This window comes from Nonomuraea sp. NPDC004702, from assembly GCF_053601695.1.
In genome coordinates, this window is the sequence record NZ_JBSGCE010000049.1 from 13,188 (window position 1) to 39,485 (window position 26,298).

Below are 26,298 nucleotides of genomic sequence, written 5' to 3' on the forward strand. Positions count from 1 at the left end.
TTGTTCCTGTGACGGTAACTATCGCGCGACAAGGCGGTCAATATTCAAGTATGTGAATTTGAATCAGGATTGTGTACAACGGTGGGCATGCGCATTCTGATGACCGGCGCCGCGGGAAAAGTCGGCACGCTGCTCCGTCCGCGGCTCGCCCGTCCAGGCCGTACGCTGCGGCTCTCCGACCTCCGGCCGGTCGAGCCGGGCCCGGACGAGGAATGGGCGGGCGCCGACCTGGCCGACCGCGCGGCCGTGGCCGAGGCCATGAAGGGCGTGGACGCCGTCCTCCACCTGGGCGGCCAGAGCCGCGAGCACCCGTGGGAGGACATCGTGCACGCCAACGTCAACGGCACCCAGGTCCTCCTGGAGGCCGCCAGGAACGAGGGCGTCCGGCACCTGGTGCTCATGGGCAGCCACCACGCGGCCGGCTTCCACACCAGGCCACGGGACGGCTCCGACCTGCCCGACTACGCCTTCCCGCGGCCCGACACCTTCTACGGCGTCAGCAAGGTCGTCATGGAGGCCCTGGGCAGCCTGTACCACGACCGGTTCGGCATGAACGTGACCGTGATCAGGCTCGGCACCTGCAACGAGGGCTCGGCCGACACCCGCGGCCTGGCCACCTGGATCTCGCCCGGCGACCTCGCCCGCCTGGTGGAGGCCGCGCTGGTCGCGCCGGGCTACCACGTCGTCTGGGGCGTCTCGGGCAACGCCCGCCGGTGGTGGTCGCTGGAGGAGGCCCGCCGCCTCGGCTACGAGCCCCGCGACGACTCCGAGCCCCAGGCCGCCGCCCTCGTCGCCGAACAGGGCGAGCCTGATCTGTCGGACCCGGTGCACGACCGCGCCGGCGGGATGTTCACGCTCAACGAACTCGGCGGCTCCTGGTAGGCAAACGGTTGCAGAAACCTTGACGCCGGGACCGCCGAAGGTCAAGGCTTGGCTCTGGCAACCGTTTGCAAGGAGGACGGCCATGACGGTGACGATCAAAGACGTCGCCCGCGCCTGCGGCGTGCACGTGTCGACCGTCTCGCGCACGTTCTCGGCGCCGCACCTGGTCAATCCTGCCACGCGGAACCGGGTGCTGGCCGCCGCCGACGACCTCGGCTACCGGCCCAACAGAGCGGCCAGGGCGCTGACGACCGGCCGCACGTTCAACCTCGGCCTCATCGTCGCCGACATCGCCAACCCCTTCTTCCCGCCGCTCATCAAGGCCGCGCAGGCGCAGGCGCGGGGGCGCGACTACCACGTCTTCGTGGCCGACACCGACGAGGATCCGCGGGTCGAGGAGGAGCTGATCCGCACGTTCGCCAAGCAGGTGGACGGCGTGCTGCTGTGCAGCCCCCGGCTGTCCAACCGGATGATCGAACGCCTGGCGGAGGACGTGCCGTTCGTGCTGGTCAACCGGCGGATCAAGGGCATGCCCGCGGTGCTGATGGACGTCGGCAAGGGCGCCAGGCTCGCGCTGGAGCACCTGGCCGGGCTCGGCCACCGCAGGATCGCCCTGCTGTCCGGCCCGCCCGGCTCGTGGACCAGCAACGAGATGCAGGCCGCCGCGGCCGAGATGCCGGGCCTCGACCTGCTCTTCTTCGGCCCCAACCAGCCCACCGAGTCCGGCGGCCTGGCGGTGGCGCCGGAGGTGGCCGCCTGCGGGGCGACCGGCGTGCTGGCCTACAACGACCTCGTCGCGCTCGGCCTCATCGAAGGGCTCACCGCGATCGACGTCGAGGTGCCGGGCCGGATCAGCGTGATCGGGTTCGACGACATCCTGCCGGGGCGGCTCGCCCGGCCCAAGCTCACCACGGTGGCGATGCCCGCCGCGGTGGCCGGGCGGATGGCGGTCGACCTGCTGCTGCAGTCAGAGGGCGAGGGCGCGGTGATCAACCTGGACACCGACCTCATCGTCCGCGAGTCCACGGGAAGGGCCCAATCATGATCTTCGGAACGCTGCCGTCGGGGGAGACCGTCGAGCGCGTGGAGCTGTCGTCCGGACGGCTACGCGCCGAGGTGCTGACCTACGGCGCCGTCCTGCGCTCGCTGGCGGTCTCCGGCCTCGACGTCGTGCTCGGCCTGGACACGCTGGAGGACTACCGCACCCGCAGCCGCTACTTCGGCGCCGTGGTCGGCCGCTACGGCAACCGCATCGCCGGCGGCCGCTTCACCCTCGACGGCCGCGAGCACCGCCTGCCGGTCAACAACGCCCCCAACAGCCTGCACGGCGGCACCGAGGGCTTCGACGGCAAGGTCTGGACGATCACCGCCCGCACCCCCGCCTCCGTCACCCTGGAACTGACCAGCCCCGACGGCGACCAGGGCTACCCCGGCACACTCACCGCCGCGGTCACCTACACCCTGGAGGACGACGCCCTCCGCCTCGACTACGCCGCCGAGACCGACGCGCCCACCGTGCTCAATCTCACCAACCACTCCTACTTCAACCTGACCGGCGGCGGCGACGTGCTCGGCCACCTGGTCAGGCTGGACGCCGCCCACTACCTCCCGGTGGACGACGGCAAGATCCCCACCGGGGAGCTCGCGCCGGTCAAGGGCACCCCCTTCGACTTCACCGAGCCGCACGTGGTGGGCGAGCGGATGGGCGGCGCCTACGACCACTGCTACGTGCTCGACGGCGACATCGAGGTCAGCGCGGGCGGCCTGACCATGCGGGTGACCACCACCGAGCCGGGCGTGCAGTTCTACACGGGCGGCATGCTCGACGGGGTGGCCACGCCGTACGGGCCCTTCGCCGGGTTGTGCCTGGAGACCCAGCACTTCCCCGACTCGCCGAACCAGCCGCACTTCCCCTCGACCGTGCTGCGGCCCGGCGAGCGCCACGCCTCCTCGACCACCTACCGCTTCACGGCCTGACCCCGCGCAGCTCCGTCGCGGCCTTGATGACCAGCAGCGCCACGTCGTCCTGCGACGGCTCCTGGGCGAACGTCTCGACCGCGTGCCGCACGCGTTCGGCCACCGCGTGGGCGCTCAGCCCGCGGCAGGTGGACAGCAGCGCCGACAGGCCGTCGTCGTCGTCGAGCAGCCGGTCGCCGTCGCGCCGCTCGGTCACGCCGTCGGTGACGCACAGCAGCACCTCCTCCGGCGCCAGCTCGAACGTCTCGACGTAGAACCTGGCGCCGGCCTCGACGCCGAGCAGCAGTTGCGGCGCGGCCACCGTGTCGACCGCGCCGTCGGCGCGCAACAGCAGCGGCGGCGGGTGCCCGGCGGACGCGATCGTGCACAGCGCGCCGCCCTGGGGCAGCGGGATCAGCTCCCCGCACAGCAGGCTCAGGAAACGGCCGTCGTCGCCCTCCTCCAGCAGGGCCTGGTTGAGCCGGTCGAGGATGTCGGCCACCGTGTAGTGCTCCTTGGCCAGCAGCCGGACGGCGTGCCGGGCCAGGCCGGTCACCGCGGCCGCCTCGGGGCCGCTGCCGCACACGTCGCCGAGGGCGAAGCACCAGTGGTCGGAGACGGTGAACAGATCGTAGAAGTCGCCGCCCACGTCGGCGCCCTCCTCGGCCGGCTCGTAGACGACCGCCGACTCCAGGCCCGGCATGGGGGCCACGCGCATGGGCAGCAGGCTGCGCTGCAACACCCGGGAGGTGGTCGCCTGGCGGGCGTACAGCATGGCGGTGTGCAGGTTGAGCGCGACCAGCCGGCACAGGTCGGCCAGCAGGTCGGCCAGCTCCAGCGGCAGGGTCGGCTCGGCGCGGCCGATCACCAGCGCGCCGTGCGACCTGCCCTGCGTGAGCAGCGGGAACGACAGCACCGTCTCGGGGCCGACCGGCCAGCTCACCTCGTTGAGCGCGGTGCGCGGGATCGCCGGCAGCGACCTGCGCAGGTTGGCGTTGTAGCGCTCCTCGCTGTGCCAGACGTGCGCCAGCCTGGTCATGCCCGCCAGATCGGTCAGGTAGACCGCCGCCCACGTCGCGATCTTGGGCACGACGAGCTGCGCGGTCAGCGCGGCGATCAGCTCCTCGTCGTGCACCCCGGCCAGCAGCTCGCCCGCCTCGGCCAGGAACGACAGCCGGCCCCGGTGGGCGCGCTCGCGCTCGGCCAGCCGCTCGCGCTGCACCGGCACGGCCACCTGGTCGGCGATGTGCTGCAGGCTGACCGTGAGCTCCTGGTCGAAGCGGCCCGGCTGGGCCGCGGTCACCACGATGTAGCCGGTCACCTCGCCGCCCACGCTCATCGGCGCGCACGCCAGCGACCTGGCCCGCAGCTGCTGGGCCAGCTCGACGTCGCCGGCCAGCAGGTCGTCGATCATCGACGGCGTCCTGCCGTCGGGGCCGAACACGCCCGCGGCCAGCACGCCGACCAGCCCCGCCGTCGCGCCCGCGCCCGCGGCCACGCCGAACCGGTCGCCGCCCTCGGCGGCCAGCAGCACGTACGCCGCGTCGCCGCCGCTGCTGGTCTGGACGATCCGCGCGATGGTGTCCAGCAGCTCCGCGAACGGCATGTCCCGGTCGAGCAGGTCCTTGATCCGCCGCCCGGCCTCCCGGCGCAGCGGCGCGGCCGGCGGCGTCAGCACGTAGCGGTGGTCGCCGGCCACCATCATCCAGATCGACCGCCGGTCCTGCGGCCCGCCGCGGCTGCGCACGTGGGAGACGTAGACGGGGATCAGCCGGCCGTCGAGGTGGCGCATGCGCGCCTCGCCCCGCCAGCGGCCCAGGGACAGGGTGCCGGCCAGGGACATCGCGTACGGGCCGTGGCCGCGCCAGGCCACCAGGTCGGCCAGCGGCCTGCCGACGGCCTGCTCGGACGTCCAGCCCAGCAGGTGCTCGGCCTCGGAGTTCCACGACTGCACGGTCCCGTCGCCGTCGGCGAGCAGCACCCCGACGTGCAGCCCCTCGATGGGCGCGGCCACGGTGGCGGGCGCCAGGCCCGGCGTGCCGACCATGACCTCCTGGTGGTCGGGCCCGTCGGTCAGCTCCATGCGGACCCACACCCGTTTGGCGGTCCTGGTGTAGGTGACGCCCCAGGCGTCGGCCAGCATGGCGGCCAGCGCCAGCCCGCGCCCGGACGTGCGCGCGGGGTCGGTGGACATGGCCTCGGGGGTCGGGACCGTCCTGCCGGGCCGGTGGTCGTCGACCTCGATCTCCAGCCTGGCCGGGCTCGCCGCGACGTCGAGGCGGCAGGTCAGCTCGATGCCGGTGCCCACGTGCAGCACGGCGTTGGTGACGAGCTCACTGGTCAGCAGCACCGCGTCCTCCGTCAGGTGGTTGAGGCGCCACTCGCCGAGCACCTGGCGGATGAAGCGGCGCGCGTGCGCCGGGGCGTGCGGAGTGCCGTCGAAGGCTGTGCTCGACACTCTGGTCGTGTCCACTGTGCGTCCTAGAACATCACTCGTTGTGGCAGTTCGGTCACAGTCAGAGTGTCAGATGGGTGCCGTTGATACCTCCGGTTGTGAAGAAGGTGCTCCCGGCTGGCGCACGTCCCGCGGAAGGCCGGCCAACGGCGCCTGCGCGGCCGTCACGACCGCGCAGGCCAGGAAGCGCCCCGGCCTCGCGCTCGTCGGGCAGCACCTGGGTCACCATGCCGAGGTCGATCGCGTAGCACACGCCGGTCGCCGCCCCCGAGACCACGGGCAGGCCGTCGGCGATGAGCCGGAGGCCGGCGACCAGCCGGGCGTCCTCGGGGGTGAGGGTGTGCGGTTGCGCCGAGCGGTAGAGCACGCCCGGACGCAGAACCCTGCGGCGCCTTTAAGGTGTTCACGTGCCACGACAAGCCCGCTACCGGGAGATCGCCCAAGTCCTCGGCAGGTCCATCGAGTCGGGCGAGCTGGCGCCGGGCGAGCGCCTGCCGACCGAGGACGCGCTGGCCGAGCGCTACGGCGTCCACCGGCTGACCGCCCGCCAGGCGATGGTGGAGCTGCGCAAGGCCGGCCTGGTCGAGACCCGGCAGGGGCTCGGGAGCTTCGTCAGGCGGGCGCCGCGCCGGATCGAGGTCTCCGTCGACCCCGAGACGCGCCGGCACCGCCCTTCGGACATCGCGGGCATGGCGGGCGTGTTCGGCGGCGGCGAGCGGGTCGTGGAGCGCGCGGAGACGGCGCATCCGGTGGCGGCCGGTCACCTGCGGCTGCCCGGCGGCGTCGTGCACGAGATCACCACCCTGCTCCGCAACGCCGAGCGGCCCTGCGTGCTCAGCCGCTACCGCCTGGCCCCCGAGCTGGCCGGGCTGCGCCTCGACGCCAGGGCGGGCGTGCTCGCCGCGCTGGAGGCCGCCGGGCACGCCTACCGCTACGCCTGGCACGCCATCTCGGCCGAGCCCGCCGACCTGCACGACCAGAGCATGCTGGAGATGCAGGCGGGCGAGGCGGTGCTGGTGCGGGAGGGGCTGCTCACGCACGACGGGCAGCCCCTGTGTCACGTCGAGCGGCGCTGTCGCGGCGACATGATCTCGTTCGTCACCCGATATGACTGAGCAGGACCTCGGTGCCGGCTCGTAGACCGGCGGCGGCGTCCGTCCCTGAGGCCGGGACGGCGGCCGGCGCGGCCCGCAGGGCGCCCACCGGGTCCGCCGAGCCGTGCAGCGGCTCCTCGGGCACGACATGGACGTCGGTGAGAGGGATCAGCGTGTACGTCATGACGGCGGACGATGCACGACGCCACCGAACGTGATCAGTCATCTATATGAAGACAGTAGGACATTTCGGGCGCACGGCGCGTCTCCGCGCGTGCGACGCCGTCTCCGACGTACCTTTGGCATCATGGCCACCCGTACGCCGAAAAGCGCATCGAAGGGGCCGGCGAAGCGGTCGACCTCGCCTCGATCGACCCCCGCGAAGCGGCCGGCCACGGCGGCGGGGCGACCGAGGGCGAAGGCCGCGAGCTCCGGCCGCAAGTCCTCCGTGACCCATCCCGACCCGATCAGCTGGGTCTTCACGATGATCGGCAAGCTGATCGTCGGGCTGTGGATGCTGCTCGCCAACGGCATCGGCAGCACCGCCCGCGCGCTCGGCAAGAACGCCCGCGAGCTCGACCCCGCACACCGGCGCGACGGCGTGGGCCTGTCGGTGCTGGCCGGCGCGATCGTGCTGGCCTCGATGACCTGGCGCAACCCCGAGGGCACGGTCTCCGGCGTCGTGAACACCGTCGTGCACGCCGTGTTCGGCTCGCTGGCCTGGGCGCTGCCGCTGCTGCTCGGCCTGCTGGCCTGGCGCTACCTGCGCCACCCCGACCAGAACGCCGACACCGGCCGCATGGTCATCGGGTGGAGCGCGCTCATGGTCGGCGTGCTCGGCGTCATCCACGTGGCCAACGACACCCCCTACCCGGCGGGCCAGGGGCAGGGCATGGACAAGGTGTCGGCCGCCGGCGGCATGATCGGGTTCATCGTGTCGGCGCCGCCGATGAGCATCCTGCCGTCCTGGATCACGATCCCGCTGCTGCTGCTCCTGTCCGGGTTCGGCGTGCTGGTGATCACCGCCACGCCCGTCCACCGCATCCCCGAGCGGCTGTCGGAGCTGCGGCACATGTTGTTCGAGCGGCACGCCGAGCCGCTCGCCCCGCGCGAGCCCGCCAAGCGCCGGCCGCGGGCCAAGAAGGCGGAGGTCGAGGGCGCCGAGACGGTCAAGCCGTACGACACCCCGGTCATCGCCGAGAAGGACAAGCTGGCCGACCACTCGCCGGAGATCGTGCCGGGGCTCGTCGACGGGCCCGCGGACGAGGAGCCGTCCGTGCCCGAGCGCAGGCCGGAGCCGCCGGAGCCCACGCCCGCGCCGCGCAAGGTCGAGCAGCTCGTGCTGTCGCCGCAGGCGGGGCCGTACAGCCTGCCCGACCTGCAGTTCCTCAAGCCAGGCACCGCGCCCAAGCCGCAGACCAAGGCCAACACGACCGTGGTCAACGCGCTGACCAGCGTGCTGGAGCAGTTCTCCATCGACGCGCAGGTGATCGGCTTCACCCGCGGCCCGACGGTCACCCGCTACGAGATCGAGCTGGGCCCGGCGGTCAAGGTGGAGAAGGTCACCGCCCTCACCAAGAACATCGCCTACGCCGTCAAGTCGGCCGACGTCCGGATCCTGTCTCCCATCCCCGGCAAGTCGGCGATCGGCGTCGAGATCCCCAACGCCGACAAGGACCTGGTCGCGCTCGGCGACGTGCTGCGCTCCCAGGTGGCCCAGGCCGACCACCATCCGATGATCGTGGGCCTGGGCAAGGACGTCGAGGGACGGACCATCGTCGCCAACCTCGCCAAGATGCCCCACCTGCTCATCGCGGGCGCGACCGGCGCCGGCAAGTCGGTCTGCGTCAACGGCCTCATCACCAGCATCCTCATGCGCTCCACCCCCGACGAGGTGCGCATGGTGCTGGTCGACCCCAAGCGCGTCGAGCTCAGCGTCTACGAGGGCATCCCGCACCTCATCACGCCCATCATCACCAACCCGAAAAAGGCCGCGGAGGCCCTGGAATGGGTCGTGGGCGAGATGGACCGCCGCTACGACGACCTGGCCGCCAGCGGGTTCCGGCACGTCGACGAGTTCAACAAGGCCGTGCGCGCGGGCAAGCTCGTGCCGCCGCCGGGCAGCGAGCGGGTCTACCAGCCCTACCCGTACCTGCTGGTGATCGTGGACGAGCTGGCCGACCTCATGATGGTGGCCCCGCGCGACGTCGAGGACTCGATCGTGCGCATCACGCAGCTCGCCCGCGCGGCCGGCATCCACCTGGTGATCGCCACCCAGCGGCCCTCGGTCGACGTCGTCACCGGCCTGATCAAGGCCAACGTGCCGTCCAGGCTGGCCTTCGCGGTGTCGTCGCTGACCGACTCGCGGGTCATCCTCGACCAGCCGGGCGCCGACAAGCTGGTCGGCCAGGGTGACGCGCTGTTCCTGCCGATGGGCGCGAGCAAGCCCATCCGGATCCAGAACGCGTTCGTCTCGGAGAAGGAGATCGCCGAGATCGTCACGCACTGCAAGGAGCAGATGCAGGTCGAGTACCGCGACGACGTGGCCGCCGCGCCGGTCAAGCGGGAGATCGACGAGGAGATCGGCGACGACCTCGACCTGCTGATCCAGGCCGCCGAGCTGATCGTGACCACCCAGTTCGGCTCGACCTCGATGTTGCAGCGCAAGCTGCGGGTCGGCTTCGCCAAGGCCGGACGGCTGATGGACCTGCTGGAGAGCCGCAACGTGGTGGGCCCCAGCGAAGGCTCCAAGGCCCGGGAAGTGCTGGTGAAACCGGACGATCTGCCCGGCCTGCTGGCCGACCTGCGTGGCGAATGACCCCAATGCACGGTTCCACGGCGATAACTGATTGAATATGAACCACTACGCACTGTCGTGGTGGGGAGGCGTTCGCTGTGCAGGAACAGAGCATCGGGGCCATGCTGGCAGCGGCCAGGCAGGCGGCGGGATTGACGGTCGCGCAGGTCAGCGCGGCGACCCGGATCCGAGAAACGATCATCAATCGGATCGAGCAGGAAGACTACGAACAGTGCGGGGGCGGGTTCTACGCCCGCGGTCACGTCAAGGCCATAGCCAAGGTCGTCGGGCTCGATCCCGAGGCCACGGTCCACCTGTTCGACCAGCAACACGGCGGGGCGCCGCAGCCCGTCCGCGCCGCCGCCGTGTTCCAGGCCGACCGCACGCTCGCCCTGCGCGAACGCCGGGGGCCCAACTGGACGATGGCGCTCGGCGTGGCGCTGGCCGTCGTGGTGGTGTTCGGCACGGTCCGCGTGCTCGGCGGCGCGAGCGACCAGGTGCGCACCGCCGACGTGCACGCCATCACGCCCAAGCCCAGCGTGCCGCCGAACACGCCCATCACCGAGGGGCCCAGGGTCGCGGCGGGCAAGGGCAAAGCGGGCAAAGGCATGGTCACCCTGAAGATCGAGGCCAGGCGTACGTCGTACGTGAACGTGCGCGACGGTCAGGGCCGGATGCTCTTCGCCGGGATGTTGAAGGCCGGAGACAGCTCGACCTGGCGGGCCGCCGAGAAGGTCAGCCTGCTCCTCGGTGACGCCGGAGCGGTGTCCTTGCAGGTCAACGGCAAGAAGGTGGACAAACTCGGGGGTCGGGGCGAGATGGTGACCCGCTCGTTCGGCCTCGACGCGTCGCCTCCGCGGTAGTCCGGCGGGGAGGCCGTGCATCAGGTGGTGGCCAACTCCCGATACCGTAGTGTTCACCATGTCATCCCGCCGAACCGCATCGCTGATCACCCTGGGCTGCGCGCGCAACGAGGTCGACTCCGAGGAGCTGGCCGCGCGACTAGAGGCTGCCGGCTGGCAGCTGGGCGACGACGACCCCGACGTCGTCGTCGTCAACACGTGTGGCTTCATTGACTCGGCCAAGAAAGACTCCATCGACACGCTGCTCGCCGCCGCCGACTCCGGGGCGAAGGTGGTGGCCGCGGGTTGCATGGCCGAGCGCTACGGCAACGAGCTGGCCGAGGCACTGCCCGAGGCGAGCGCCGTCATCTCCTTCGACGACTACACCGAGATCGGCGGCCGGCTCGACGACGTGCTGGCCGGGCGTCCGCTCAAGCCGCACACGCCGCGCGACCGCCGCACGCTGCTGCCCATCTCGCCGGTCGAGCGCGGCAGCGCGCCCAAGACCGGCATCCCGGGCCACGGCGAGCTGCCCGACGGGCTCGCGCCCGCCAGCGGCCCGCGCGTGCTGCGCAAACGCCTCGACGAGAGCCCGGTCGCCTCGCTCAAGCTGGCCTCCGGCTGCGACCGGCGCTGCACGTTCTGCGCCATCCCGGCCTTCCGCGGGGCCTACGTCTCGCGCAACCCCGACGAGCTGCTCGCCGAGGCCGACTGGCTGGCTCATCGTGGCGTGCGCGAGCTCGTCCTGGTCTCGGAGAACTCCACCTCCTACGGCAAGGACCTGGGCGACCTGCGGGCGCTGGAGAAGCTGCTGCCGCAGCTCGCCGCCGTGCCGGGCATCGACCGGGTGCGGGTCAGCTACCTGCAGCCCGCCGAGCTGCGGCCGGGGCTGATCGACGTCATCACCGCCACCGAGGGCGTGGCCGACTACTTCGACCTGTCCTTCCAGCACGCCAGCGGCGGCGTCCTGCGCCGGATGCGCCGCTTCGGCGATCCCGAGCGGTTCCTCGGCCTCCTGGAGAGCGTGCGCAAGGGCGCTCCCGAGGCGGGCGTGCGCTCCAACTTCATCGTCGGCTTCCCGGGCGAGACCGAGGAGGAGTTCGGCGAGCTGGTCGGCTTCCTGGAGCAGGCCAGGCTCGACGTGATCGGCGTGTTCGGCTACTCCGACGAAGACGGCACGGAGGCGGCCAACCTGCCGGGCAAGCTCGACCAGGAGGTCATCGACGAGCGCGTGCGCGTGCTCACCGAGCTGGCGGAGGAGCTGACCGCCCAGCGCGCGGAGGAGCGCATCGGCACGGAGGTCGACGTGCTCATCGACGACGACCTGGGAGACGGCGGCTACGAGGGCCGGGCCGCCCACCAGGGCCCGGAGGTCGACGGCTCGGTGACGGTCCAGGGCATCGGCCTGGTCAAGGGACAGATCGTGCGCGCGGTCGTGGTCGACGCCGAGGGGGTTGACCTGATCGCGCGCATCAAGGCCAGTCCATGACCAGGGACGAGCGCCGCGTGGTGAGCCCGTGGAACATCGCCAACGTCCTCACGGTCCTCCGGTTGGCGCTCGTCCCCTTCTTCGTCGCATGCCTGTTCCTGCCCGGCACCGGCTGGCGGCTGGCCGCCCTGGGGGTGTTCGGGGTCGCCTCGATCACCGACCATCTCGACGGCGAGCTGGCCCGCCGCTACGGGCTGATCACCGATTTCGGCAAGATCGCCGACCCGATCGCCGACAAGGCGCTCACCGGGGCGGCGCTGGTGTGCCTGTCGATCCTCGACGAGCTGCCGTGGTGGGTCACGATCGTGATCCTGGGCCGCGAGCTGGGCATCACCCTGCTCCGGCTGGTCCTGCTGCGGCACGCGGTCATCCCGGCCAGCTACGGCGGCAAGGTCAAGACCGTGCTGCAGATCGCCGCCATCGTGCTCTACATCCTGCCGGGGGTGCCCGACCCGCTGCGATGGGTGGTGATGGGCGCGGCGCTGGTCGTGACCGTCGCGACGGGCGTCGACTATCTCGTACGGGCGGTCAAGCTGCGCCAGGTGGCCAGACGGGCGCGTGGGGAGTGATCTGAGCGATGGCGGACGTGGCCGAGGTTCTGGCACTGCTGGTGCGGCAGGACGCCACCGTGGCGGTGGCCGAGTCGTTGACCGGCGGGCTCATCGGGGCCGCGTTCACGTCGGTCTCGGGGGCGTCCAAGGCCTTCCGGGGCGGGGTGATCTCCTACGCCACCGATCTCAAGCGTGATCTGCTGGGCGTGCCCGGCGAGCTGCTGAGCCGCGAGGGGGCCGTGCATCCCGAGGTGGCCGCGGCGATGGCCGAAGGGGTCGCCCGGGTGTGCGGGGCGGCATACGGGCTGGCCGTGACGGGTGTGGCCGGCCCGGAACCCCAGGACGGAAAGCCCGTGGGCCTGGTGTACGCCGCGGTCCACGGCCCGGGCGGGGAGAACCTGGTACGTGCGTTGAGCCTTGAGGGGTCGCGCGAACGTATCCGGGTAAGGACGGTGCACGAGGCAGTCGATCTCCTCGCAGGTGTGCTGAAGGCCAACAAAGGGGAACATTCCGGATGATTACCGTGTTACGTCCCGAGCGAACATGCGAAGCACGGTCTGACGCGGTGTCGGTGGATACGGGTACGGTGGAGCTGTGAGTGAGGTCCGTGAGCCAACTGCAAGCACCGAGCGCCCGGCAGGCGGGCCTGATGAGTCGCGCGACCAGGCACGAGCGGCAGACCCGGGGAGGCGACGCCCCATGATGACGGCGAGGAGTATGTACGAAGCCAAGAAGACCAATGTGCGGCACGATCCGATCGCGCGGGGCGTGGTGAAGACATCCACGCCGGGGAGGGAGCGACAGATGATTCTGCTGCGTCAGCTGCTCGGTGACGTGCTGAGGCGGTTGCGGGTGCGTCAGGGGCGCACGCTACGCGAGGTGTCCACGCTGGCGCGTGTCTCGCTCGGTTATCTTTCCGAGGTCGAGCGTGGCCAGAAGGAAGCCTCGTCCGAGCTGCTCGCGTCCATTTGCGGTGCCCTCGGTGTGCCGCTCTCGCAGGTGTTGCGTGAGGTTTCCGACCAGTTCGCGCTGGCGGAGCTCCAGGCCGCGCCTGTTCTGGCCGACATGCCCGAGCACGAGCGCCTGCCCCTTGCCGAGACGGTTCCCGGTTCGATCGGCGACACTGTCTTCCCCGAGGTCAAGGACATGGTGGCGGCCTAACGCGGCTGGCAGCCACCACACCACAGGATCAGCCTTTCCTGTGGCTGTGCCCCCATCTCCCCGCGGCTGATGCGCGTGCCGCATCGGCGACAGGGTCTCCCTGCCCTGCCGTAGACCCAGGTCTGGTTCGCCGGGCGGCGATCACCTGTCGTCACCGTGCCGCCATGCCCCTTGTTGGCCTCCAGCAGCCGGTGGGCCAGCGTGACGAGCCCTTCGAGATCCTCGATCTCCCCGACCTTCCGCCACGGCCAGATCCCGCGCAGGAACAGGGTCTCGGCGCGATAGATCGTGCCGATCCCCGCCAGGTTGCGCTGATCGAGCAGCGCTTCGCCGATCGTCCTGTCCGGTGCCGCTCGCAGTCTTCGCACGGCCTCGCCCGGATCCCAGTCGGCGCCCAGCAGGTCCGGCCCCAGGTGCCCCACCAGGCGCTCCTCGTCGGCGGTCGTGACCAGGTCGACCATGCCGAGCTTGATCCCCACCGCCTGCCACTCCTCGTTGGCCAGGATCAGCCGCACCTGGTCGCCGCCGGCCGTGCGCCGGCCCGCGGGCATGACCCGCCAGCTTCCGTCCATGCGCAGGTGGGTGTGGACGGTCAGGCCGCCCTCGACCCGGGTCAGCAGATGTTTGCCCCTGGAGACGGTGGTGAGCACCGCACGGCCTCTCAGGTCCGCGGTGGCGTGCCGCGGGACGCGGAAGTCCGACCTGGTCAGCACGCGGCCGTCGAGCGCGCCGCGCAGGCGCGCCGCGGTGCGGTAGACGGCGTCTCCCTCGGGCATCCCTCCAGTCTAGGTACCCGCCTCCCGGCCGGGACGGCGGCCGTGGGGCCCGAGGGCGCCCGCCGCCGGGCCCGGCCAGTGGTCGTCAGTCCCAGGCGGCGGGGTCGGCGGCGAGCTGGCGGACGCGCTCGGGAAGGCTGCCCGTGGCGACCTGTTCGAGCGTGACCTCCTCCAGGATGGCCCGCTCGGTGGCGCGCAACGCGATCCACACCTGCTGCAACGACTCGGCCGGACCCCGGTAGCCGACGTGTTCGGGACGCTCGCCCCGCACATTGGCCAGCGGCCCGTCGACGGCCCTGATCACGTCGGCGAGCGAGATGTTCGCGGCGGGCCGGGCCAGCACGTAGCCGCCCTCGGGACCCCGCTGGCCGCGCACCAGGCCGGCGCGGCGCATCTGGAGCAGGATGTTCTCCAGGTATTTGGGAGGCATGTCCTGTTCCTTGGCGAGCTCACCCACGGTAGTCGGACCCGCGCCGGCTGCGGCGAGTTCAGCGGCGGCACGGAGGGCGTAGTCGACACGAGCGGAAAGGCGCATGTTCTCGATTATCCCTCCTGGTCAACACTGGTTAGGCGCAAGGTCGTCAGAACGGGCAGGTGATCCGAATACGGCAACCGCGGCGCCTGCGCCGAAATCGCGGTCAATCCCTTGGTGAGCAGCACGTGGTCGATGCGCTCCTTGGGGGCGTCGGCGGGCGAGGTCGGCGGGTCCCCGAACGCGGTCAGCGGGTCGCTCAGACCGGCCGCCTTCAGCACCTCCATGGCCGGATCGGTGGGCCGGGTGTTGAGGTCGCCCGCCAGGATCACCGGTCGCCTCACCTGCTCCCCGGCTCCGGCCGCGCCGCGCCCGGCCTCGTCGGCGTCCCGGCCGGCGGCCAGGGCGCGGGCGATCGCGGCGACCTCGGGCGCCTGGCCCTCGGGAGCCTGCAGATGGGTGTTGACGATGCCCACCTCCCTGCCGCCGACCTCCAGGACGACCGTCTGGGCCTGCGCCCCCGTCGGGTAGTCGTGGGCGCCCAGCGGGTGGGAGTGCACCTGCTTGACCGGGAGGTTGGTGAGCAGCGCGTCGCCCCACACCTGGTCGGCGGCGGGCGCGAAGTGGTAGCGCATGCCGAGGCGGCGGGCGATCCTGGCCAGGTCGTCGTGGCCGCCGTTGAGCAGCCAGCCGCGGTCCACCTCGCTGAGCAGCACGACGTCGGGCTTCTGGGCGGCGGCCCACGCCCCGATCTTGTCGAGCGACAGGCGGCCGTCCAGGCCGTAGCCCATGCGGATGTTGTAGGCGATCAGGGTGAAGGTGTCGCCCTGCTTGGCCCGTACGGGCGGCGCGGACGGCGTCCCGAGCGTGACGAGCCCCACCAGCAGCACGGCGACCGCCAGCGGCAGCCATCCCCCCGGGGCGCGCTCCTGGACGGCGGACGAGTCCGCGGCGAGCGCCTTGACGACGGTGAGGACCGCCACCAGCACGGCCACCGCGATGAGGATCAGGCCGTTGGGGAAGCCGAGGCTCATGTCGTAGGCCGCGTAGTAGACGAACAGCCCGACGAAGAAGACCAGCCCGCCCCCGAGCACGGCCACCCCGGGACGCCGCCCGCCGGGACGGTCCGGCCGGACGGTCCCGGCGAGCAGGAAGCCGAGCCAGAGGATGAGCAGCGCGCCGGCCGAGGTGAACGACTCGAACAGGAAGCTCACCGCGCAGAGCACCAGGAGGACCCCGGCGCCGAGGTCCAAGACGGGGGAGGACGGCGGCCTGACGGCCCGCACCCCGGCGGCCACCAGAACGAGGAGGATCAGGCCGGTGCCCATGATGACCTGCCACAGAGCGGGCGGCCCGTCCTCGGGCTTGGCCCAGCCCGTGGCGGCGACGCCGGTCAGCAGCATCGCCGGGCCGAGCAGGAACCACGTCAGCGCGGGCGCGCGGTCCACCTCGGCGGCCGGCGGGCGAAGGAGGCTCAGGAAGGCGGCGCAGACGCAGAGCACCGCCAGCCACGGAACCAGGCCGTCGCGCCAGACCAGGTCCACGCCGTCCAGCAGCAGGTGGACGATCAGCGACAGGCTCAGTCCGCCCATGACGCCGACGGGGACCGCCCGGCGCGGGACGGTGTGGGCGCAGCCGTACAGGAACACCAGACCCGCGGTGACGCCGGCGGAGGCGACGTAGAGCTGGCTCACGCCCGCCTGCAGCAGGATCCTGGTGAGGACCAGCGCCGCGGCGCCGCCGAGCAGAGCGTGGCGCGGCTTGGCTAACAGCGCCAGGAAAGGCAGGATGAACCAGGCGGCGGCGTAGAGGCCCATCAGCTCCGGCGGCGTCTCGCCCGCCCGGCCGAACAGGGTGATCAACGACGGGAGGAAGACTCTCAACACGTCCAGCAGCAGCACGAGGCCCAGCGCGAGCATGATCGCCGGGCCGCGGGGGATTGTCATGAGGCATCCTCGTGTTCGGCTCCGATGATATGCAAGAGCTGGGACGCTAAACTTCCAACAACCTTTTCGAATTGACGGTGGGAATCAGCGTGGAGCGTCGTCCTGGTGTGCCCAGACTTCTCCGGGAGATCAACGATCGGGCCGCACTGGAGCTGTTGCTGGCCACCGGCCCCATGACGAGGGGGCAGATCGGCGACCTGACCGGTCTGTCCAAGGTCACCGCCTCCCAGACGCTCGCGCGGCTGGAGGAGCGCGGCCTGGTCGAGGTGGTGGGCGCGCAGGCGGGCGGCAGGGGGCCGAACGCGGCGCTCTACTCGGTCATCCCCTCCAGCGCGTACGTGGCCGGTCTGGAGGTCGGGCCCGAGCTCATCTCCACCGCCGTCGCCGACATCCACGGCCGCACCATCGCCGAGGTCACCGTCGATCCCGGCGGCCACGACGACCCGGTGGCCGCCGTGCACGGCGCGATCGTCAAGGCGTGCCGCAGCGCGAAGGTCAGCCTGGCCAAGCTGCGCGGCGTGGTGATCGGCACCCCGGGCGTGGTCGATCCGCGCAGCGGCGACGTGCGTTTCTCCTTCGACCTGCCGGGCTGGCACGAGGGCATCCACGAGGCGCTCGCCGGCGACCTGCGGCGCGAGGTGACGATCGAGAACGACGTGAACCTGGCCGCCATCGCCGAGTACGCCGACGGCGCGGCCAAGGGCGTCGACGACTTCGTGCTGGTGTGGGCGAGCCGGGGCCTCGGCATGGCCGTCATGCTGGGCGGCAAGCTCCACCGGGGGCGTTCGGGCAGCGCGGGGGAGATCGGCTACCTGCCGGTGCCCGGCGTGCCGCTGCCGGAGGACATCCGCACCAAGCCGGGCCGGCTGCCGTCGCTGGCGGGCGGCCTGCAGTCGCTGGTGAGCGCCGAGGCGGTGGCCGAGCTGGCCCGCGGCTACGGTTTCACGGCCGACAGCGCCGGCGAGTGCGTCGAGGTCGCGGTGGCGGCCGGGCCCCGCGGCGAGCCGATGCTCGACGAGATCGCCCACCGGCTGGCGCTGGGCGTGGCGGCGGTCTGCGTGATCCTCGACCCGGGGCTGGTCGTGCTGGCCGGGGAGGTGGGCCACGCCGGGGGATCCGCGCTGACCTCCAGGGTGGAGGAGGCCGTGGCGCGGATCTGCCCGGTGCGGCCGCAGGTGGTCACCACGGCGGTCGCCCACGCCAACCCGGTGCTGCGCGGCGCGGTGCTGGCCGCCCTGGACCAGGCGCGCGAAGAGCTCCTCACGCCCTGATCCGGCGGGCCTGGGCTGTTCGCCTCAGGCGGTGATCAGTTCCACGGCGGCCTGGGCGTTGGCCCTGGCCGCCCCGTACGTGGCGATGTAGGCGGCGCTGTCGGGCCGCCAGACGGGCAGGCCCATCTCGATCACCGTCGCGTCCTGGCGGGCCGCCACCAGAGCGGAGACCAGTTCCTGGCTCGCCTGGTAGCGGTGGGCGTCCTTCACCACGATGACCAGCGACCGGTTCGCGGCCTTGGCCAGCAGGGCGGGGACGTCGGCGGCCGCGGGCTCGACGCGGACGATCTCGGCGTCCGGCAGCCACGGTCCGACCCCCCATGGCACGTTCCCCACGGCGATCGTCGGCGGGGTGTCCACCTCGATCACCAGGGGTTCCACCAGGGGTTCCGTCTCGCCGGTCAGCCGCACGGCGCGGCGGGCGGCGTGCAGGCCGACCCCGTTCTGCTCGGCCGCGATCACCTCGGGCGTGCCGAACCAGGCCCGCAGCGCCCCCACGCGGTCGGCCGCCTCCTCCAGCCGGGCGGCCGGCAGGCGGCCCTCGGTCACCGCGGCCACGATCTCCCCGATGACCCGCTGGACGTCGTCCTCGCCGGGGATCGGGCCGAGGCAGATCAGGTCCGCCCCGGCCGCGAGCGTGAGCACGGCGCCGTTGGCCAGGCCGACGCTCTTGGTGATCGCGTGCATGTCCAGCGCGTCCGTGATCACCACGCCGTCGTAGCCAAGCTCGCCCCTGAGGAGCCCGGTCAGAGCGGCGGGTGACAGGGTGGCCGGAGTGTCCCCGGTCACCACCGGAACCGCCACGTGGGCGGTCATCACGGTCTTGGCGCCGGCCTCGATGGCCGCCCGGAACGGCGCGAGCTCGCGGGCGCGCAGCACGTCCAGGCCGACGTCCACGACGGGCACGGCCAGGTGGGAGTCCACCCGGGTGGCGCCGTGGCCGGGGAAGTGCTTGACGCAGGCGGCCACGTTCACCGACTGCAGGCCGTTGACCGCCGCGACCGTGTGCCTGGCCACCAGCGCCGGGTCGGCGCCGAAGGACCTGGTCCCGATCACCGGGTTGTCGGCCTCGGTGTTGACGTCCGCGCTCGGCGCGAGGTCCAGGTTGATGCCGCACGCGGCCAGCTCGGACCCGATCGCCGCGTAGACCCGGCAGGTCAGGTCCACGTCGTCGACCGCCCCCAGCGCCGCGTTCCCCGGGTACGGGCTGCCGACGTGGTAGGCCAGCCTGGTGACGTCCCCGCCCTCCTCGTCGAGCGAGATGACGGGCTCGGCCGAGGCGCGCAACGTCGTGGTGAGCGACCTGACCTGGTCGGGACCGGCGACGTTGAACCCGAAGAGCGTCACGCCGCCCAGGCCGTTGTCCAGCTCACGCAGCACCCAGTCGGGCGCCGTGGTGCCCTGGAAGGCGACGAGCAGCGTGCCGGCCGCGAGGCGACGCAGCCCCCGATCACTCTGACTCATGGCTCCTCATCACTTGAATGAAGGCACGATCGGGTACGGCCCGGACCAGCCGAGCCGTACGAGGATCAGTGCCTGTTACCCCTTCACGGCCCCGGCGGTGAGACCGGCGACCATGCGGCGTTGTACCAGCAGGAAGAAGACGACCACCGGAAGGGTCATCAGGGTGGAACCGGCCATGATCGCGCCCCAGTCGACGCCCTTCTGGCCGAAGAAGTACTGCAGGGCGACCGGCATCGTGTAGCCCTCGGAACCCGACATCAGGTAGAGGGCGAACACCAGATCGTTCCAGGCGGTGATGAACGAGAAGATGCTCGTGGCCACCAACCCCGGCGCGACCAGCGGGAACAGCACCTTCCAGAACGTGGTCAGGCGGCTCGCGCCGTCGATCCAGGCCGCCTCCTCCAGCGTCCGCGGCACCGCGGCCACGAACGTGCGCAACATCCAGATGCCGAACGGCAGCGTCAGCGCGACCTGGGTGATGATCAGCCCGATGAGCTGGTCACCGAGGCCGACCCGCTTGACCATCATGTACAGCGGGATGAGCAGGCCCTCGGCCGGCAACATCTGCACGATCAGCAGGATGACCAGGAACGTGCCACGCCCCTTGAAGCGGAAGCGGGCGATGGCCGTGGCCGACAGCAGCGCGAAGACCGAGCCGATGAGCACGGTGCCGAGCGCCACGATCGCGCTGTTGCGCATGTAGAGCCAGATGGAGTTGTTCGCCACGCCCTCGGTCAGCACCCGCGCGAAGTGGTCGAAGGTGAAGTGCGTCGGGAACGGGATGAACTCCGTCGTGAAGATCTGGTCGTTCTCCTTGAAACCGGTGGAGACCATCCAGTAGACGGGGAAGACCGCGTAGAGGAAGACCAGCACACCGGCCGTGTTCAGGAGGATCTTCCCGAGCTTCTTGCGGGCCAGCGCGTTCACATCTCCTCCTGCTTCACGATCTGCCGGACGTACGCGACGGTGATGATGAGCAGGATGATCGTCAGCACGATGGAGATCGCCGCGCCCGTGCCCAGCTTCTGCGGGGGCTTGAACGCCTCCGCGACCGCGTACATCGACAGGTTGAAACCGTCGCGGTTGGTCGGGCCGTTCATCAGCACGTAGAGCTGGCTGAAGACCTTGAAGTCCCAGATGATCGACAGGATCGTCAGGACGGCGAAGACCGGCTTGAGCAGCGGCAGGGTGATCTTCCTGAACGTCCGCCACGCCCCCGAGCCGTCGACCTTGGCCGCCTCGTACAGCTCGGACGGGATGCCCTTGAGCCCCGCCAGCACCGAGACCGCGATGAACGGGAACCCGGCCCACACCACGCACACGATCAGCGCGACGTAGAGCGGGAAGGTGTCGTTGAGCCAGGGGGTGCCCGTCCAGTCCTGCTGGCCGGCGGGTGGCGCGGCCAGCCAGTCGGGCAGCAGGTTGAGCAGCCAGTTCACGATGCCGGACTCGGCGTCGAAGAGCGAGCGCCAGATGACGCCCTGCGCGACCGGCGGCACGGCCCAGGCGAACATGCACCCGATGACCACGAACAGGGACATCTTCTTGCCGAGCTTGTTCAGCAGCACGCCGACCGCGGTGCCCACGATCAACGTGAGGCTGACGGCGACGAAGGCGAACACCACGGTGTTGCGCAGAGCCGACCAGAAGATGTCGTTGGAGAGGACCTTGTTGAAGTTGTCCAGGCCCACCCATTCGGCCGGCTTGCTCCCCCTGATCTGCGCGAGCCCGACCTTCTGGAAGGCCATCACGCCGAGCTGGAACATCGGGTAGAGCAGCAGTCCCGCGATGACCAGCAGACCGGGGATGAGCAGCACGTACGGGATGCTCCACGTGGGCATCCCGGTGGCCTTGACGGGCCCGCCGCCCTTCTTACGGCGGCGCCCCGGGGCGGGGGACGAGCCCCTGCCCCGGGTGACCGTAGTCGTGTTCGCCATCGTTACTGGTTCAGGATCTCTTCGAGTTCCTTGTTGGCGTCAGCGAGAGCCGTGGTGGTGTCCTTCTTGCCCTCGATGACGGCGCGCGCCGCGTTCTGCAGCACGGCCTTGGTGGCGTCGGCCTCGGCCCAGTTCGGGTCGGCCGGGAACGCCTTGGCCTTGGCGAAGGCCTGGGCGAACGGGCCCTGCGCCGGGTCCTCGTTCAGCGCCGCCAGGGTGTCGGGGTAGACCGGCAGCAGGCCGCCTTCCTTGGCGTAGCGGTCGGCCCAGGTCTTGCTGGTGGCGAGCTTGATGTACTCCTTGCCGAGGTCGGCCTCCTTGGTGCCGCCCCACAGCGCGATGTCGTTGCCGCCGAAGAAGGACGGGGCCAGGCCGCCGGTCTTGGCGGGCAGCGGGAAGAAGCCGAGCTTGTCGCCCTTCAGCTTGCCCTTCGAGTCCTCCTCGATGCCGGGCAGGTCCCAGCCGGCGGTGAGGTACATCGCCACCTTGTTGTTGGCGAAGCGCTTGCGGATGTCGACGGTGTTCAGCGTCAGGTTCGCCTTGCTGGACAGGCCGCCGGTGACCAGACCGGTGTAGGTCTCGAAGCCCTTCTGGAAGCCGGGGTCGGTCAGCTTGCCGACCCACTTGTCGCCCTCCTTGACGGCGAACTCGCCGCCCTCGGACCAGGCGAACGCGGCCAGCAGGTGGTTGGCGTCGGAGCCGCCGTTGAAGGCGAAGCCGTCGACGCCGGCGCCCTTCTCCTTCTGGATCTTCTTGGCCGCGGCGACGAGCTCGTCCCAGGTCTTGGGAACCTCGATCTTCAGGTCGGCGAACCAGTCCTTGCGGTAGAGCACCGCGCGGGCGCCGGCGCCCCACGGGATGCCGTAGATCTCGCCGTCGACCGTCTCGTAGCCATAGAGGTTCTCGGGGATCTGGGCCCGGTCGCCCTCACGCGCGATGTCGGTGATGGGGGTGAGCGCGTCCTGGCTCTGCCACATCGGGACCTGGTCGTTGCCGATCTCGGTCACGTCCGGGCCGGTGCCGGTCGCGGCGGCGGCGAACTTGTCCGCCACCTGCGGCCACGGGATCCACTCAAGCTTGACCTCGGCGCCGGTCTGCTTCTTGAACTCGGCGTTGAGCTCTTCCATGTACTTGGCGGCGGCGGGGTTGCTGTCGCCCAGACGCCACACGCTGAGCGTCTTGCCCGCGAACTTCGGGCCACTGGAAGCGGGGGCGGCCGCGCTGGACGACGGCTTCGGCTCCTCGCTTGACCCACAGGCGGCCAGGCCCAGGGCCAGGGCGGCCGTGGTGACCGTAGTGGCTGTGATCTTCGCGATCCTCACAGGGTTCTCCCTTCCCGGGTGCTGGCCTACGGTCCGCACCAGGCTGATCGTCAAATGCCGAACGACGCTGTTAAACTAACAAGAAACTTTCTTAAAAGAAACGCTCGTTAGCCATTCGTGACGAGAGGGGTGCGGTAATGAGTCGAAGCCCGGGGATCCCCCGGCTGCTGCGCAGGTTGAACGACCGCTCGGCACTTGAACTCCTCCTCGCGGACGGTCCGCTGACCCGCGCCGAACTGGGGGAGCGAACGGGGCTATCCAAGGTAACCGCAGGTCAGCTGCTCGCTCGACTCGAAGAACGGGGCCTGGTGGAGGTCGCGGGCGAGCGTGCCGGCGGCCGGGGCCCGCACGCCGCCCTGTACGCGGTGGTTCCGTCGAGCGCGTACGTCGCCGGGCTGGAGGTGCTGCCCGACAGCCTCACTGTCGGTGTGGCGGACATCACAGGTAAAATCGTTGTCGAGGTGACGGTCAACCCGTCCGACGCCCGCGATCCGGTGAAGGCGGTCCACTCGGCCGTCCAGCGGGCCTGCGCCACGGCCAGCGTCGAGCTCTCCCAGCTCCGCTCGTTCGTCATCGGCACCCGGGGCGTCGTCGATCCCCGCAGCGGCGACGTGCGCTGGTCCTACGACCTGCCCGACTGGCACGTCGGCGTGCTGGCCAGCCTGCGCCAGACCCTCGGCGGCTCGGTGACGATAGAGAACGACGTCAACCTGGTCGCCCTGGCCGAGAGCCGCTACGGCGCCGCCGTCGGCCACGACGACTTCGTGGTCATCTGGGCCGGCGTCGGCCAAGGCCTGGGCGTCATGCTCGGCGGCCGGCTGCACCGGGGGATCACCGGCGGCGCGGGCGAGATCGGCTGGCTGCCGGTGCCGGGCGAGCCGCTGCCGTCCGACGTCTCGCAGCCGCAGTCGGGCTCGTTCCAGCGCCTGGTGGGCCACGACGCCCTGCGCGGCCTGGCCGGCGAGCACGGCGTGATCGGCTACACCGTGCCCGACCTGGTCCGCAACGGCGACGAGGACTACCTGGACGAGGTGGCGGGCCGCCTGGCCGTGGGCGCGGCGGCCGTGGCCGTCGTGCTCGACCCCGGGCTGATCGTGCTCAGCGGCGACGTCGGCCGGGCCGGCGGCGAGCGGCTGGCCGCCAAGGTCGAGGAGGCCGTGGCCCGCGTGTGCCCGAGCCAGCCGACCGTGGTGACCACCAAAGTGACCGGCAACGCGGTGCTGCGCGGGGCCATGGTCGCGGCCCTGGAGCAGGCCCGGGAGCAGGTTTTCTCCGACACTGTGTGAGAATTTCTGCCCATGTGGCAGCTCGACACCGACGTAGTCCTCATCTCCGACCCGCGCGTCTCGGCGGTCCCCGTCCGCGAGTGCGGTGAGCCGCTGGCCGACGTGCGCGGGCGGCTGCGGATCGACACGCGGCTGGCCGACGCCGACGGCGCGTACGCGCACCTGCGGGCGGGGCTGCTCGACCGGCTGGAGCGGGCCGAGAGCTCGTTGCCCGACGGCTTCCACCTGCTGATCGTCGAGGGATACCGGCCCATCGCCACGCAGCGGCGCATCTTCGAGGGGTATCGCGCGGAGCTCCTCACCACTTATCCCGATATGACGCCTGACGAGTCCTATATCGCGGCGAGTCGTTATGTGTCCCCTGTCGAGGTCGCCCCCCACACGGCCGGGGCCGCCGTCGACCTGACCCTGTGCGCCCCCGACGGCACCGAGTACGACATGGGCACCCAGGTCAACGACAACCCCGAGGAGAGCGGCGGCGCCTGCTACACGGCCGCGGCCGGCATCCCGGCGCAGGCCCGCGCCCACCGCAAGATCCTGGCCGCCGCCCTGGAGCCCGTGGGCCTGGTCAACTACCCGACCGAGTGGTGGCACTGGTCGTACGGCGACCGCTACTGGGCCATGTCCACCGGCGCCCCCGCCGCCCTGTACGGTCCTGCCCCCTTCTAGCCAGGTTTTCCCCCGGCAGCGGCACGGGCACAACCTGTGGCGGAGGCTCTTCGGACTCCCCCAGCGAGGTGTGCATGGTTCCGTTGATCGGGATCGAAGAGGAATACCTCGTCGTCGATCCCCGCACCCGCCACGTGTCCCCCCGGGCGGCCGAGGTCCTGGCCGCCGCGACGGACATGCTCGACGTGGCCCACGAGATCACCCGTTTCCAGGTGGAGGCCCGTACGCCGCCCTCCGCCGACCTCAGTGAGCTGGGCTCCCAGCTCCGGGCAGCACGGAAGGAGGTGTCCGAGGCGGCCCGGTCCTGCGGCCTGGCGGTCGTGGCCAGCGGAATCCCGGTGCTCGGCAACGTCATGCCGCCGCCGCTCACCGACGACCACCGCTATCAGCAGGGCAAGGAGCTCTACCGGGCGTTGCAGGACGAGATCAGCATCTGCGCGCTGCACGTGCACGTCGACGTACCGGACGAGGAGATCGCCGTCTACGTCGGCAACCATCTCAGACCCTGGCTGCCGACGCTGATCGCGCTGGCCGCCAACTCGCCGTTCTTCGTGGGCCGCGACACCGGCTACGCGTCCTGGCGGGTGATCAGCTGGGGGCGGTGGCCGGTGTCCGGGGCGCCGCCGTACTTCCCGACGTTCGGCGACTACGAACTGGCGCTGCGTGCGCTGTCGGAGTCGGGCGCGCTGATGGACCCCAAGACGGTCTTCTGGGACACCCGTCCGTCGCCGAGGCTGCCGACGGTCGAGATCAGGGTGGCCGACGTGCCGCTCGACGTGAGCGACAGCCTGACGATCATCGGCCTGATCCGGGCCCTGGTCGTGACCGCGTTGCGGGAGGTGGCGCGCGGCGACCGCGGGCTGCCGATCCCGTCGGAGGTGCTGCGGGCCGCCTACTGGCGGGCCGCCCGGGACGGCCTGGTCGGCGACAGCCTCGACGTGCGGCACGGAACGCTCGTGCCCGCCACGGTGATGGCCCGCCGGCTGTTCGGCCACGTGAGCGCCGCGCTGGCCGAGGCCGGCGACCTGACCTTCATCGAAGAGGGCCTGGAACGGCTGCTGAGCAAGGGCTCCGGGGCGGTGCGCCAGCGGCGCGTGCACGCCCGGGGCAACGACCTGACCGACGTGGTCGATGACCTGATCGAGGCCACCGTCGCCTGAACCGCCCGTTCGACGCTGCTTCACCGCAGCGCGAGCACCGCCGCCACGCCGAGGCCGAAGGTCACGACGACGCCGCGCAGCACGTTCGGCGGCATGAGCCGGGCCACGCGGGTGCCGAGGAAGCCACCCGCCAGGCTGGCCGGCGCCACCACCGCCACGGCCTGCCACTCCACCGGGCCGAACAGCGCGAACGCCACCACCGACACCGTACTGACGACCAGCGACAACGCGGCCCGTACGGCGTTGACCCGGTGCAGGTCGTCGTGCAGGAACATGCCGAGCACGGCCAGCAGCAGCACGCCCATCCCGCCGTTGAAGTAGGCGCCGTAGCAGCCGCCCAGGAACACCCCGGCGTACACCAGCCTGCTCGGAGGCTGCCCGGCCGCGCCGCCGAAGCGGTCCTTGAGCCACGGCTGGGCCAGCAGCGCGAGGCTGGCGAAGGTCACCAGCCACGGCACCAGCGAGTCGAACAGCCGGCCCGGCGTGAGCAGCAGCAGCGAACAGCCCGCCACGGAGCCCGCCACGGTGGCGGCCGACAGCGCCGTCACCCTGCGCCGCTGCCCGCGCAGCTCGGCCCGGTAGCCGACGACGCCGCCCAGGTAGCCGGGCCACAGGGCCACCGCGTTGGTCACCGACGCGGTGACGCCCGGGTAGCCGAACGCCACCAGCGCCGGGAAGGAGATCAGCGTGCCGCCCCCGGCCAGAGCGTTGACCGCCCCCGCCAGCAACCCGGCCCCCACCAGAAAGACCAGCTCCCCAACCGTCACC

Annotated in this window: 25 protein-coding genes; 14 read left to right on the plus strand and 11 right to left on the minus strand. The window is 71.3% G+C overall.

The window, feature by feature from the left end:
• The first annotated feature begins 87 nt into the window (after positions 1-87).
• From ACWEJ6_RS39925 to ACWEJ6_RS39935, 3 genes are all read left to right on the plus strand, one after another.
• Complete coding sequence (locus ACWEJ6_RS39925) at positions 88-882, plus strand: NAD-dependent epimerase/dehydratase family protein (RefSeq protein WP_452430691.1); 795 nt, start codon at positions 88-90, stop codon at positions 880-882.
• An 82-nt stretch (positions 883-964) separates the two neighbouring features.
• Entirely contained in the window at positions 965-1,927 is a 963-nt protein-coding gene (locus ACWEJ6_RS39930) for a LacI family DNA-binding transcriptional regulator (RefSeq protein ID WP_452430693.1), read from the plus strand.
• Positions 1,924-2,859: an aldose epimerase family protein gene (locus ACWEJ6_RS39935; protein ID WP_452430695.1), complete on the plus strand. Its 936-nt coding sequence runs from the start codon at positions 1,924-1,926 to the stop codon at positions 2,857-2,859. The genes ACWEJ6_RS39930 and ACWEJ6_RS39935 overlap by 4 nt, the downstream gene beginning before the upstream one ends.
• Here ACWEJ6_RS39935 and ACWEJ6_RS39940 read toward each other — a convergent pair.
• Both ACWEJ6_RS39940 and ACWEJ6_RS39945 read right to left on the minus strand, forming a co-directional pair.
• Positions 2,849-5,311 (minus strand): SpoIIE family protein phosphatase, encoded by a 2,463-nt coding sequence (locus tag ACWEJ6_RS39940; RefSeq protein WP_452430697.1) that lies wholly within the window; start codon positions 5,309-5,311, stop codon positions 2,849-2,851. The two genes, ACWEJ6_RS39935 and ACWEJ6_RS39940, sit on opposite strands and share 11 nt — an antisense overlap.
• 43 nt (positions 5,312-5,354) lie before the next feature.
• On the minus strand, positions 5,355-5,660 hold the full coding sequence (locus tag ACWEJ6_RS39945; RefSeq protein ID WP_452430700.1) for a hypothetical protein: 306 nt from the start codon (positions 5,658-5,660) through the stop codon (positions 5,355-5,357).
• Positions 5,661-5,700: 40 nt separating this feature from the next.
• Here ACWEJ6_RS39945 and ACWEJ6_RS39950 point away from each other — a divergent pair, with 40 nt between their 5' ends.
• Positions 5,701-6,408, plus strand: coding sequence for a GntR family transcriptional regulator (locus ACWEJ6_RS39950; protein ID WP_452430702.1), 708 nt, complete (start codon positions 5,701-5,703; stop codon positions 6,406-6,408).
• Here the strand turns inward: ACWEJ6_RS39950 and ACWEJ6_RS39955 are convergent.
• Positions 6,392-6,571 (minus strand): hypothetical protein, encoded by a 180-nt coding sequence (locus ACWEJ6_RS39955; protein WP_452430704.1) that lies wholly within the window; start codon positions 6,569-6,571, stop codon positions 6,392-6,394. The two genes, ACWEJ6_RS39950 and ACWEJ6_RS39955, sit on opposite strands and share 17 nt — an antisense overlap.
• A gap of 123 nt (positions 6,572-6,694) precedes the next feature.
• Here ACWEJ6_RS39955 and ACWEJ6_RS39960 point away from each other — a divergent pair, with 123 nt between their 5' ends.
• The 6 genes from ACWEJ6_RS39960 (at position 6,695) to ACWEJ6_RS39985 (ending at position 13,227) form a co-directional block, all read left to right on the plus strand.
• Positions 6,695-9,205, plus strand: a complete 2,511-nt coding sequence (locus ACWEJ6_RS39960) for a DNA translocase FtsK (RefSeq protein WP_452430707.1) — start codon at positions 6,695-6,697, stop codon at positions 9,203-9,205.
• A 77-nt stretch (positions 9,206-9,282) separates the two neighbouring features.
• The gene (locus ACWEJ6_RS39965) at positions 9,283-10,047 is read left to right on the plus strand and encodes a helix-turn-helix domain-containing protein (RefSeq protein WP_452430710.1); all 765 of its coding nucleotides are present in this window, start codon (positions 9,283-9,285) and stop codon (positions 10,045-10,047) included.
• A 58-nt stretch (positions 10,048-10,105) separates the two neighbouring features.
• Positions 10,106-11,515 (plus strand): 30S ribosomal protein S12 methylthiotransferase RimO, encoded by a 1,410-nt coding sequence (gene rimO, locus ACWEJ6_RS39970; protein ID WP_352323163.1) that lies wholly within the window; start codon positions 10,106-10,108, stop codon positions 11,513-11,515.
• Positions 11,512-12,084 carry a CDP-diacylglycerol--glycerol-3-phosphate 3-phosphatidyltransferase gene (gene pgsA, locus ACWEJ6_RS39975; protein ID WP_357985696.1) on the plus strand — a complete coding sequence of 191 codons (573 nt, stop codon included), beginning with the start codon at positions 11,512-11,514 and terminating at the stop codon, positions 12,082-12,084. The genes rimO and pgsA overlap by 4 nt, the downstream gene beginning before the upstream one ends.
• A gap of 8 nt (positions 12,085-12,092) precedes the next feature.
• Positions 12,093-12,584, plus strand: coding sequence for a CinA family protein (locus ACWEJ6_RS39980; RefSeq protein WP_387672272.1), 492 nt, complete (start codon positions 12,093-12,095; stop codon positions 12,582-12,584).
• Between the two features lie 286 nt (positions 12,585-12,870).
• On the plus strand, positions 12,871-13,227 hold the full coding sequence (locus ACWEJ6_RS39985; protein ID WP_352323171.1) for a helix-turn-helix domain-containing protein: 357 nt from the start codon (positions 12,871-12,873) through the stop codon (positions 13,225-13,227).
• Here the strand turns inward: ACWEJ6_RS39985 and ACWEJ6_RS39990 are convergent.
• The 3 genes from ACWEJ6_RS39990 to ACWEJ6_RS40000 form a co-directional block, all read right to left on the minus strand.
• A complete protein-coding gene (locus ACWEJ6_RS39990; RefSeq protein WP_387672275.1) occupies positions 13,224-14,003 on the minus strand; it encodes a DNA-formamidopyrimidine glycosylase family protein in 780 nt (259 codons plus the stop codon). The two genes, ACWEJ6_RS39985 and ACWEJ6_RS39990, sit on opposite strands and share 4 nt — an antisense overlap.
• A gap of 85 nt (positions 14,004-14,088) precedes the next feature.
• The gene (locus tag ACWEJ6_RS39995; protein ID WP_352323159.1) at positions 14,089-14,538 is read right to left on the minus strand and encodes an RrF2 family transcriptional regulator; all 450 of its coding nucleotides are present in this window, start codon (positions 14,536-14,538) and stop codon (positions 14,089-14,091) included.
• Positions 14,539-14,546: 8 nt separating this feature from the next.
• Complete coding sequence (locus tag ACWEJ6_RS40000) at positions 14,547-16,421, minus strand: endonuclease/exonuclease/phosphatase family protein (protein WP_452430714.1); 1,875 nt, start codon at positions 16,419-16,421, stop codon at positions 14,547-14,549.
• An 89-nt stretch (positions 16,422-16,510) separates the two neighbouring features.
• Here ACWEJ6_RS40000 and ACWEJ6_RS40005 point away from each other — a divergent pair, with 89 nt between their 5' ends.
• A complete protein-coding gene (locus ACWEJ6_RS40005) occupies positions 16,511-17,692 on the plus strand; it encodes an ROK family transcriptional regulator (protein ID WP_452430737.1) in 1,182 nt (393 codons plus the stop codon).
• 24 nt (positions 17,693-17,716) lie between these two features.
• Here ACWEJ6_RS40005 and ACWEJ6_RS40010 read toward each other — a convergent pair whose 3' ends face one another.
• The 4 genes from ACWEJ6_RS40010 to ACWEJ6_RS40025 all read right to left on the minus strand — a co-directional run bounded on the left by ACWEJ6_RS40010 (position 17,717) and on the right by ACWEJ6_RS40025 (position 22,415).
• Entirely contained in the window at positions 17,717-19,156 is a 1,440-nt protein-coding gene (locus tag ACWEJ6_RS40010; protein ID WP_397160783.1) for a glycoside hydrolase family 3 protein, read from the minus strand.
• 75 nt (positions 19,157-19,231) lie between these two features.
• Positions 19,232-20,083 (minus strand): carbohydrate ABC transporter permease, encoded by an 852-nt coding sequence (locus tag ACWEJ6_RS40015; protein ID WP_352352381.1) that lies wholly within the window; start codon positions 20,081-20,083, stop codon positions 19,232-19,234.
• Entirely contained in the window at positions 20,080-21,093 is a 1,014-nt protein-coding gene (locus tag ACWEJ6_RS40020) for a carbohydrate ABC transporter permease (RefSeq protein ID WP_357985677.1), read from the minus strand. Before ACWEJ6_RS40020 ends, ACWEJ6_RS40015 begins: the two co-directional genes overlap by 4 nt.
• Positions 21,094-21,095: 2 nt before the next feature.
• Positions 21,096-22,415, minus strand: a complete 1,320-nt coding sequence (locus ACWEJ6_RS40025; protein WP_352323154.1) for an extracellular solute-binding protein — start codon at positions 22,413-22,415, stop codon at positions 21,096-21,098.
• Positions 22,416-22,552: 137 nt separating this feature from the next.
• Here ACWEJ6_RS40025 and ACWEJ6_RS40030 point away from each other — a divergent pair, with 137 nt between their 5' ends.
• The 3 genes from ACWEJ6_RS40030 (at position 22,553) to ACWEJ6_RS40040 (ending at position 25,530) form a co-directional block, all read left to right on the plus strand.
• Positions 22,553-23,701 (plus strand): ROK family transcriptional regulator, encoded by a 1,149-nt coding sequence (locus tag ACWEJ6_RS40030; RefSeq protein WP_352323153.1) that lies wholly within the window; start codon positions 22,553-22,555, stop codon positions 23,699-23,701.
• A 12-nt stretch (positions 23,702-23,713) separates the two neighbouring features.
• The gene (locus ACWEJ6_RS40035; RefSeq protein ID WP_452430718.1) at positions 23,714-24,370 is read left to right on the plus strand and encodes a M15 family metallopeptidase; all 657 of its coding nucleotides are present in this window, start codon (positions 23,714-23,716) and stop codon (positions 24,368-24,370) included.
• Positions 24,371-24,444: 74 nt separating this feature from the next.
• Positions 24,445-25,530, plus strand: a complete 1,086-nt coding sequence (locus ACWEJ6_RS40040) for a carboxylate-amine ligase (RefSeq protein WP_358291891.1) — start codon at positions 24,445-24,447, stop codon at positions 25,528-25,530.
• 20 nt (positions 25,531-25,550) lie between these two features.
• Here ACWEJ6_RS40040 and ACWEJ6_RS40045 read toward each other — a convergent pair whose 3' ends face one another.
• Positions 25,551-26,297 carry a sulfite exporter TauE/SafE family protein gene (locus ACWEJ6_RS40045; RefSeq protein ID WP_358291893.1) on the minus strand — a complete coding sequence of 249 codons (747 nt, stop codon included), beginning with the start codon at positions 26,295-26,297 and terminating at the stop codon, positions 25,551-25,553.
• Position 26,298: the final 1 nt, after the last annotated feature.

What these genes read in the sequence shown, in the direction of transcription:
- ACWEJ6_RS39925 (WP_452430691.1), top strand. Translation starts at nt 88, where the DNA reads ATGCGCATTCTGATGACCGGCGCCGCGGGAAAAGTCGGCACGCTGCTC.
- ACWEJ6_RS39930 (WP_452430693.1), top strand. Translation starts at nt 965, where the DNA reads ATGACGGTGACGATCAAAGACGTCGCCCGCGCCTGCGGCGTGCACGTG.
- ACWEJ6_RS39935 (WP_452430695.1), top strand. Translation starts at nt 1,924, where the DNA reads ATGATCTTCGGAACGCTGCCGTCGGGGGAGACCGTCGAGCGCGTGGAG.
- ACWEJ6_RS39955 (WP_452430704.1), bottom strand. Translation starts at nt 6,571, where the DNA reads ATGACGTACACGCTGATCCCTCTCACCGACGTCCATGTCGTGCCCGAG.
- ACWEJ6_RS39960 (WP_452430707.1), top strand. Translation starts at nt 6,695, where the DNA reads ATGGCCACCCGTACGCCGAAAAGCGCATCGAAGGGGCCGGCGAAGCGG.
- rimO (WP_352323163.1), top strand. Translation starts at nt 10,106, where the DNA reads ATGTCATCCCGCCGAACCGCATCGCTGATCACCCTGGGCTGCGCGCGC.
- pgsA (WP_357985696.1), top strand. Translation starts at nt 11,512, where the DNA reads ATGACCAGGGACGAGCGCCGCGTGGTGAGCCCGTGGAACATCGCCAAC.
- ACWEJ6_RS39980 (WP_387672272.1), top strand. Translation starts at nt 12,093, where the DNA reads ATGGCGGACGTGGCCGAGGTTCTGGCACTGCTGGTGCGGCAGGACGCC.
- ACWEJ6_RS39985 (WP_352323171.1), top strand. Translation starts at nt 12,871, where the DNA reads ATGATTCTGCTGCGTCAGCTGCTCGGTGACGTGCTGAGGCGGTTGCGG.
- ACWEJ6_RS39990 (WP_387672275.1), bottom strand. Translation starts at nt 14,003, where the DNA reads ATGCCCGAGGGAGACGCCGTCTACCGCACCGCGGCGCGCCTGCGCGGC.
- ACWEJ6_RS39995 (WP_352323159.1), bottom strand. Translation starts at nt 14,538, where the DNA reads ATGCGCCTTTCCGCTCGTGTCGACTACGCCCTCCGTGCCGCCGCTGAA.
- ACWEJ6_RS40000 (WP_452430714.1), bottom strand. Translation starts at nt 16,421, where the DNA reads ATGACAATCCCCCGCGGCCCGGCGATCATGCTCGCGCTGGGCCTCGTG.
- ACWEJ6_RS40010 (WP_397160783.1), bottom strand. Translation starts at nt 19,156, where the DNA reads ATGAGTCAGAGTGATCGGGGGCTGCGTCGCCTCGCGGCCGGCACGCTG.
- ACWEJ6_RS40020 (WP_357985677.1), bottom strand. Translation starts at nt 21,093, where the DNA reads ATGGCGAACACGACTACGGTCACCCGGGGCAGGGGCTCGTCCCCCGCC.
- ACWEJ6_RS40030 (WP_352323153.1), top strand. Translation starts at nt 22,553, where the DNA reads ATGAGTCGAAGCCCGGGGATCCCCCGGCTGCTGCGCAGGTTGAACGAC.
- ACWEJ6_RS40035 (WP_452430718.1), top strand. Translation starts at nt 23,714, where the DNA reads ATGTGGCAGCTCGACACCGACGTAGTCCTCATCTCCGACCCGCGCGTC.
- ACWEJ6_RS40040 (WP_358291891.1), top strand. Translation starts at nt 24,445, where the DNA reads ATGGTTCCGTTGATCGGGATCGAAGAGGAATACCTCGTCGTCGATCCC.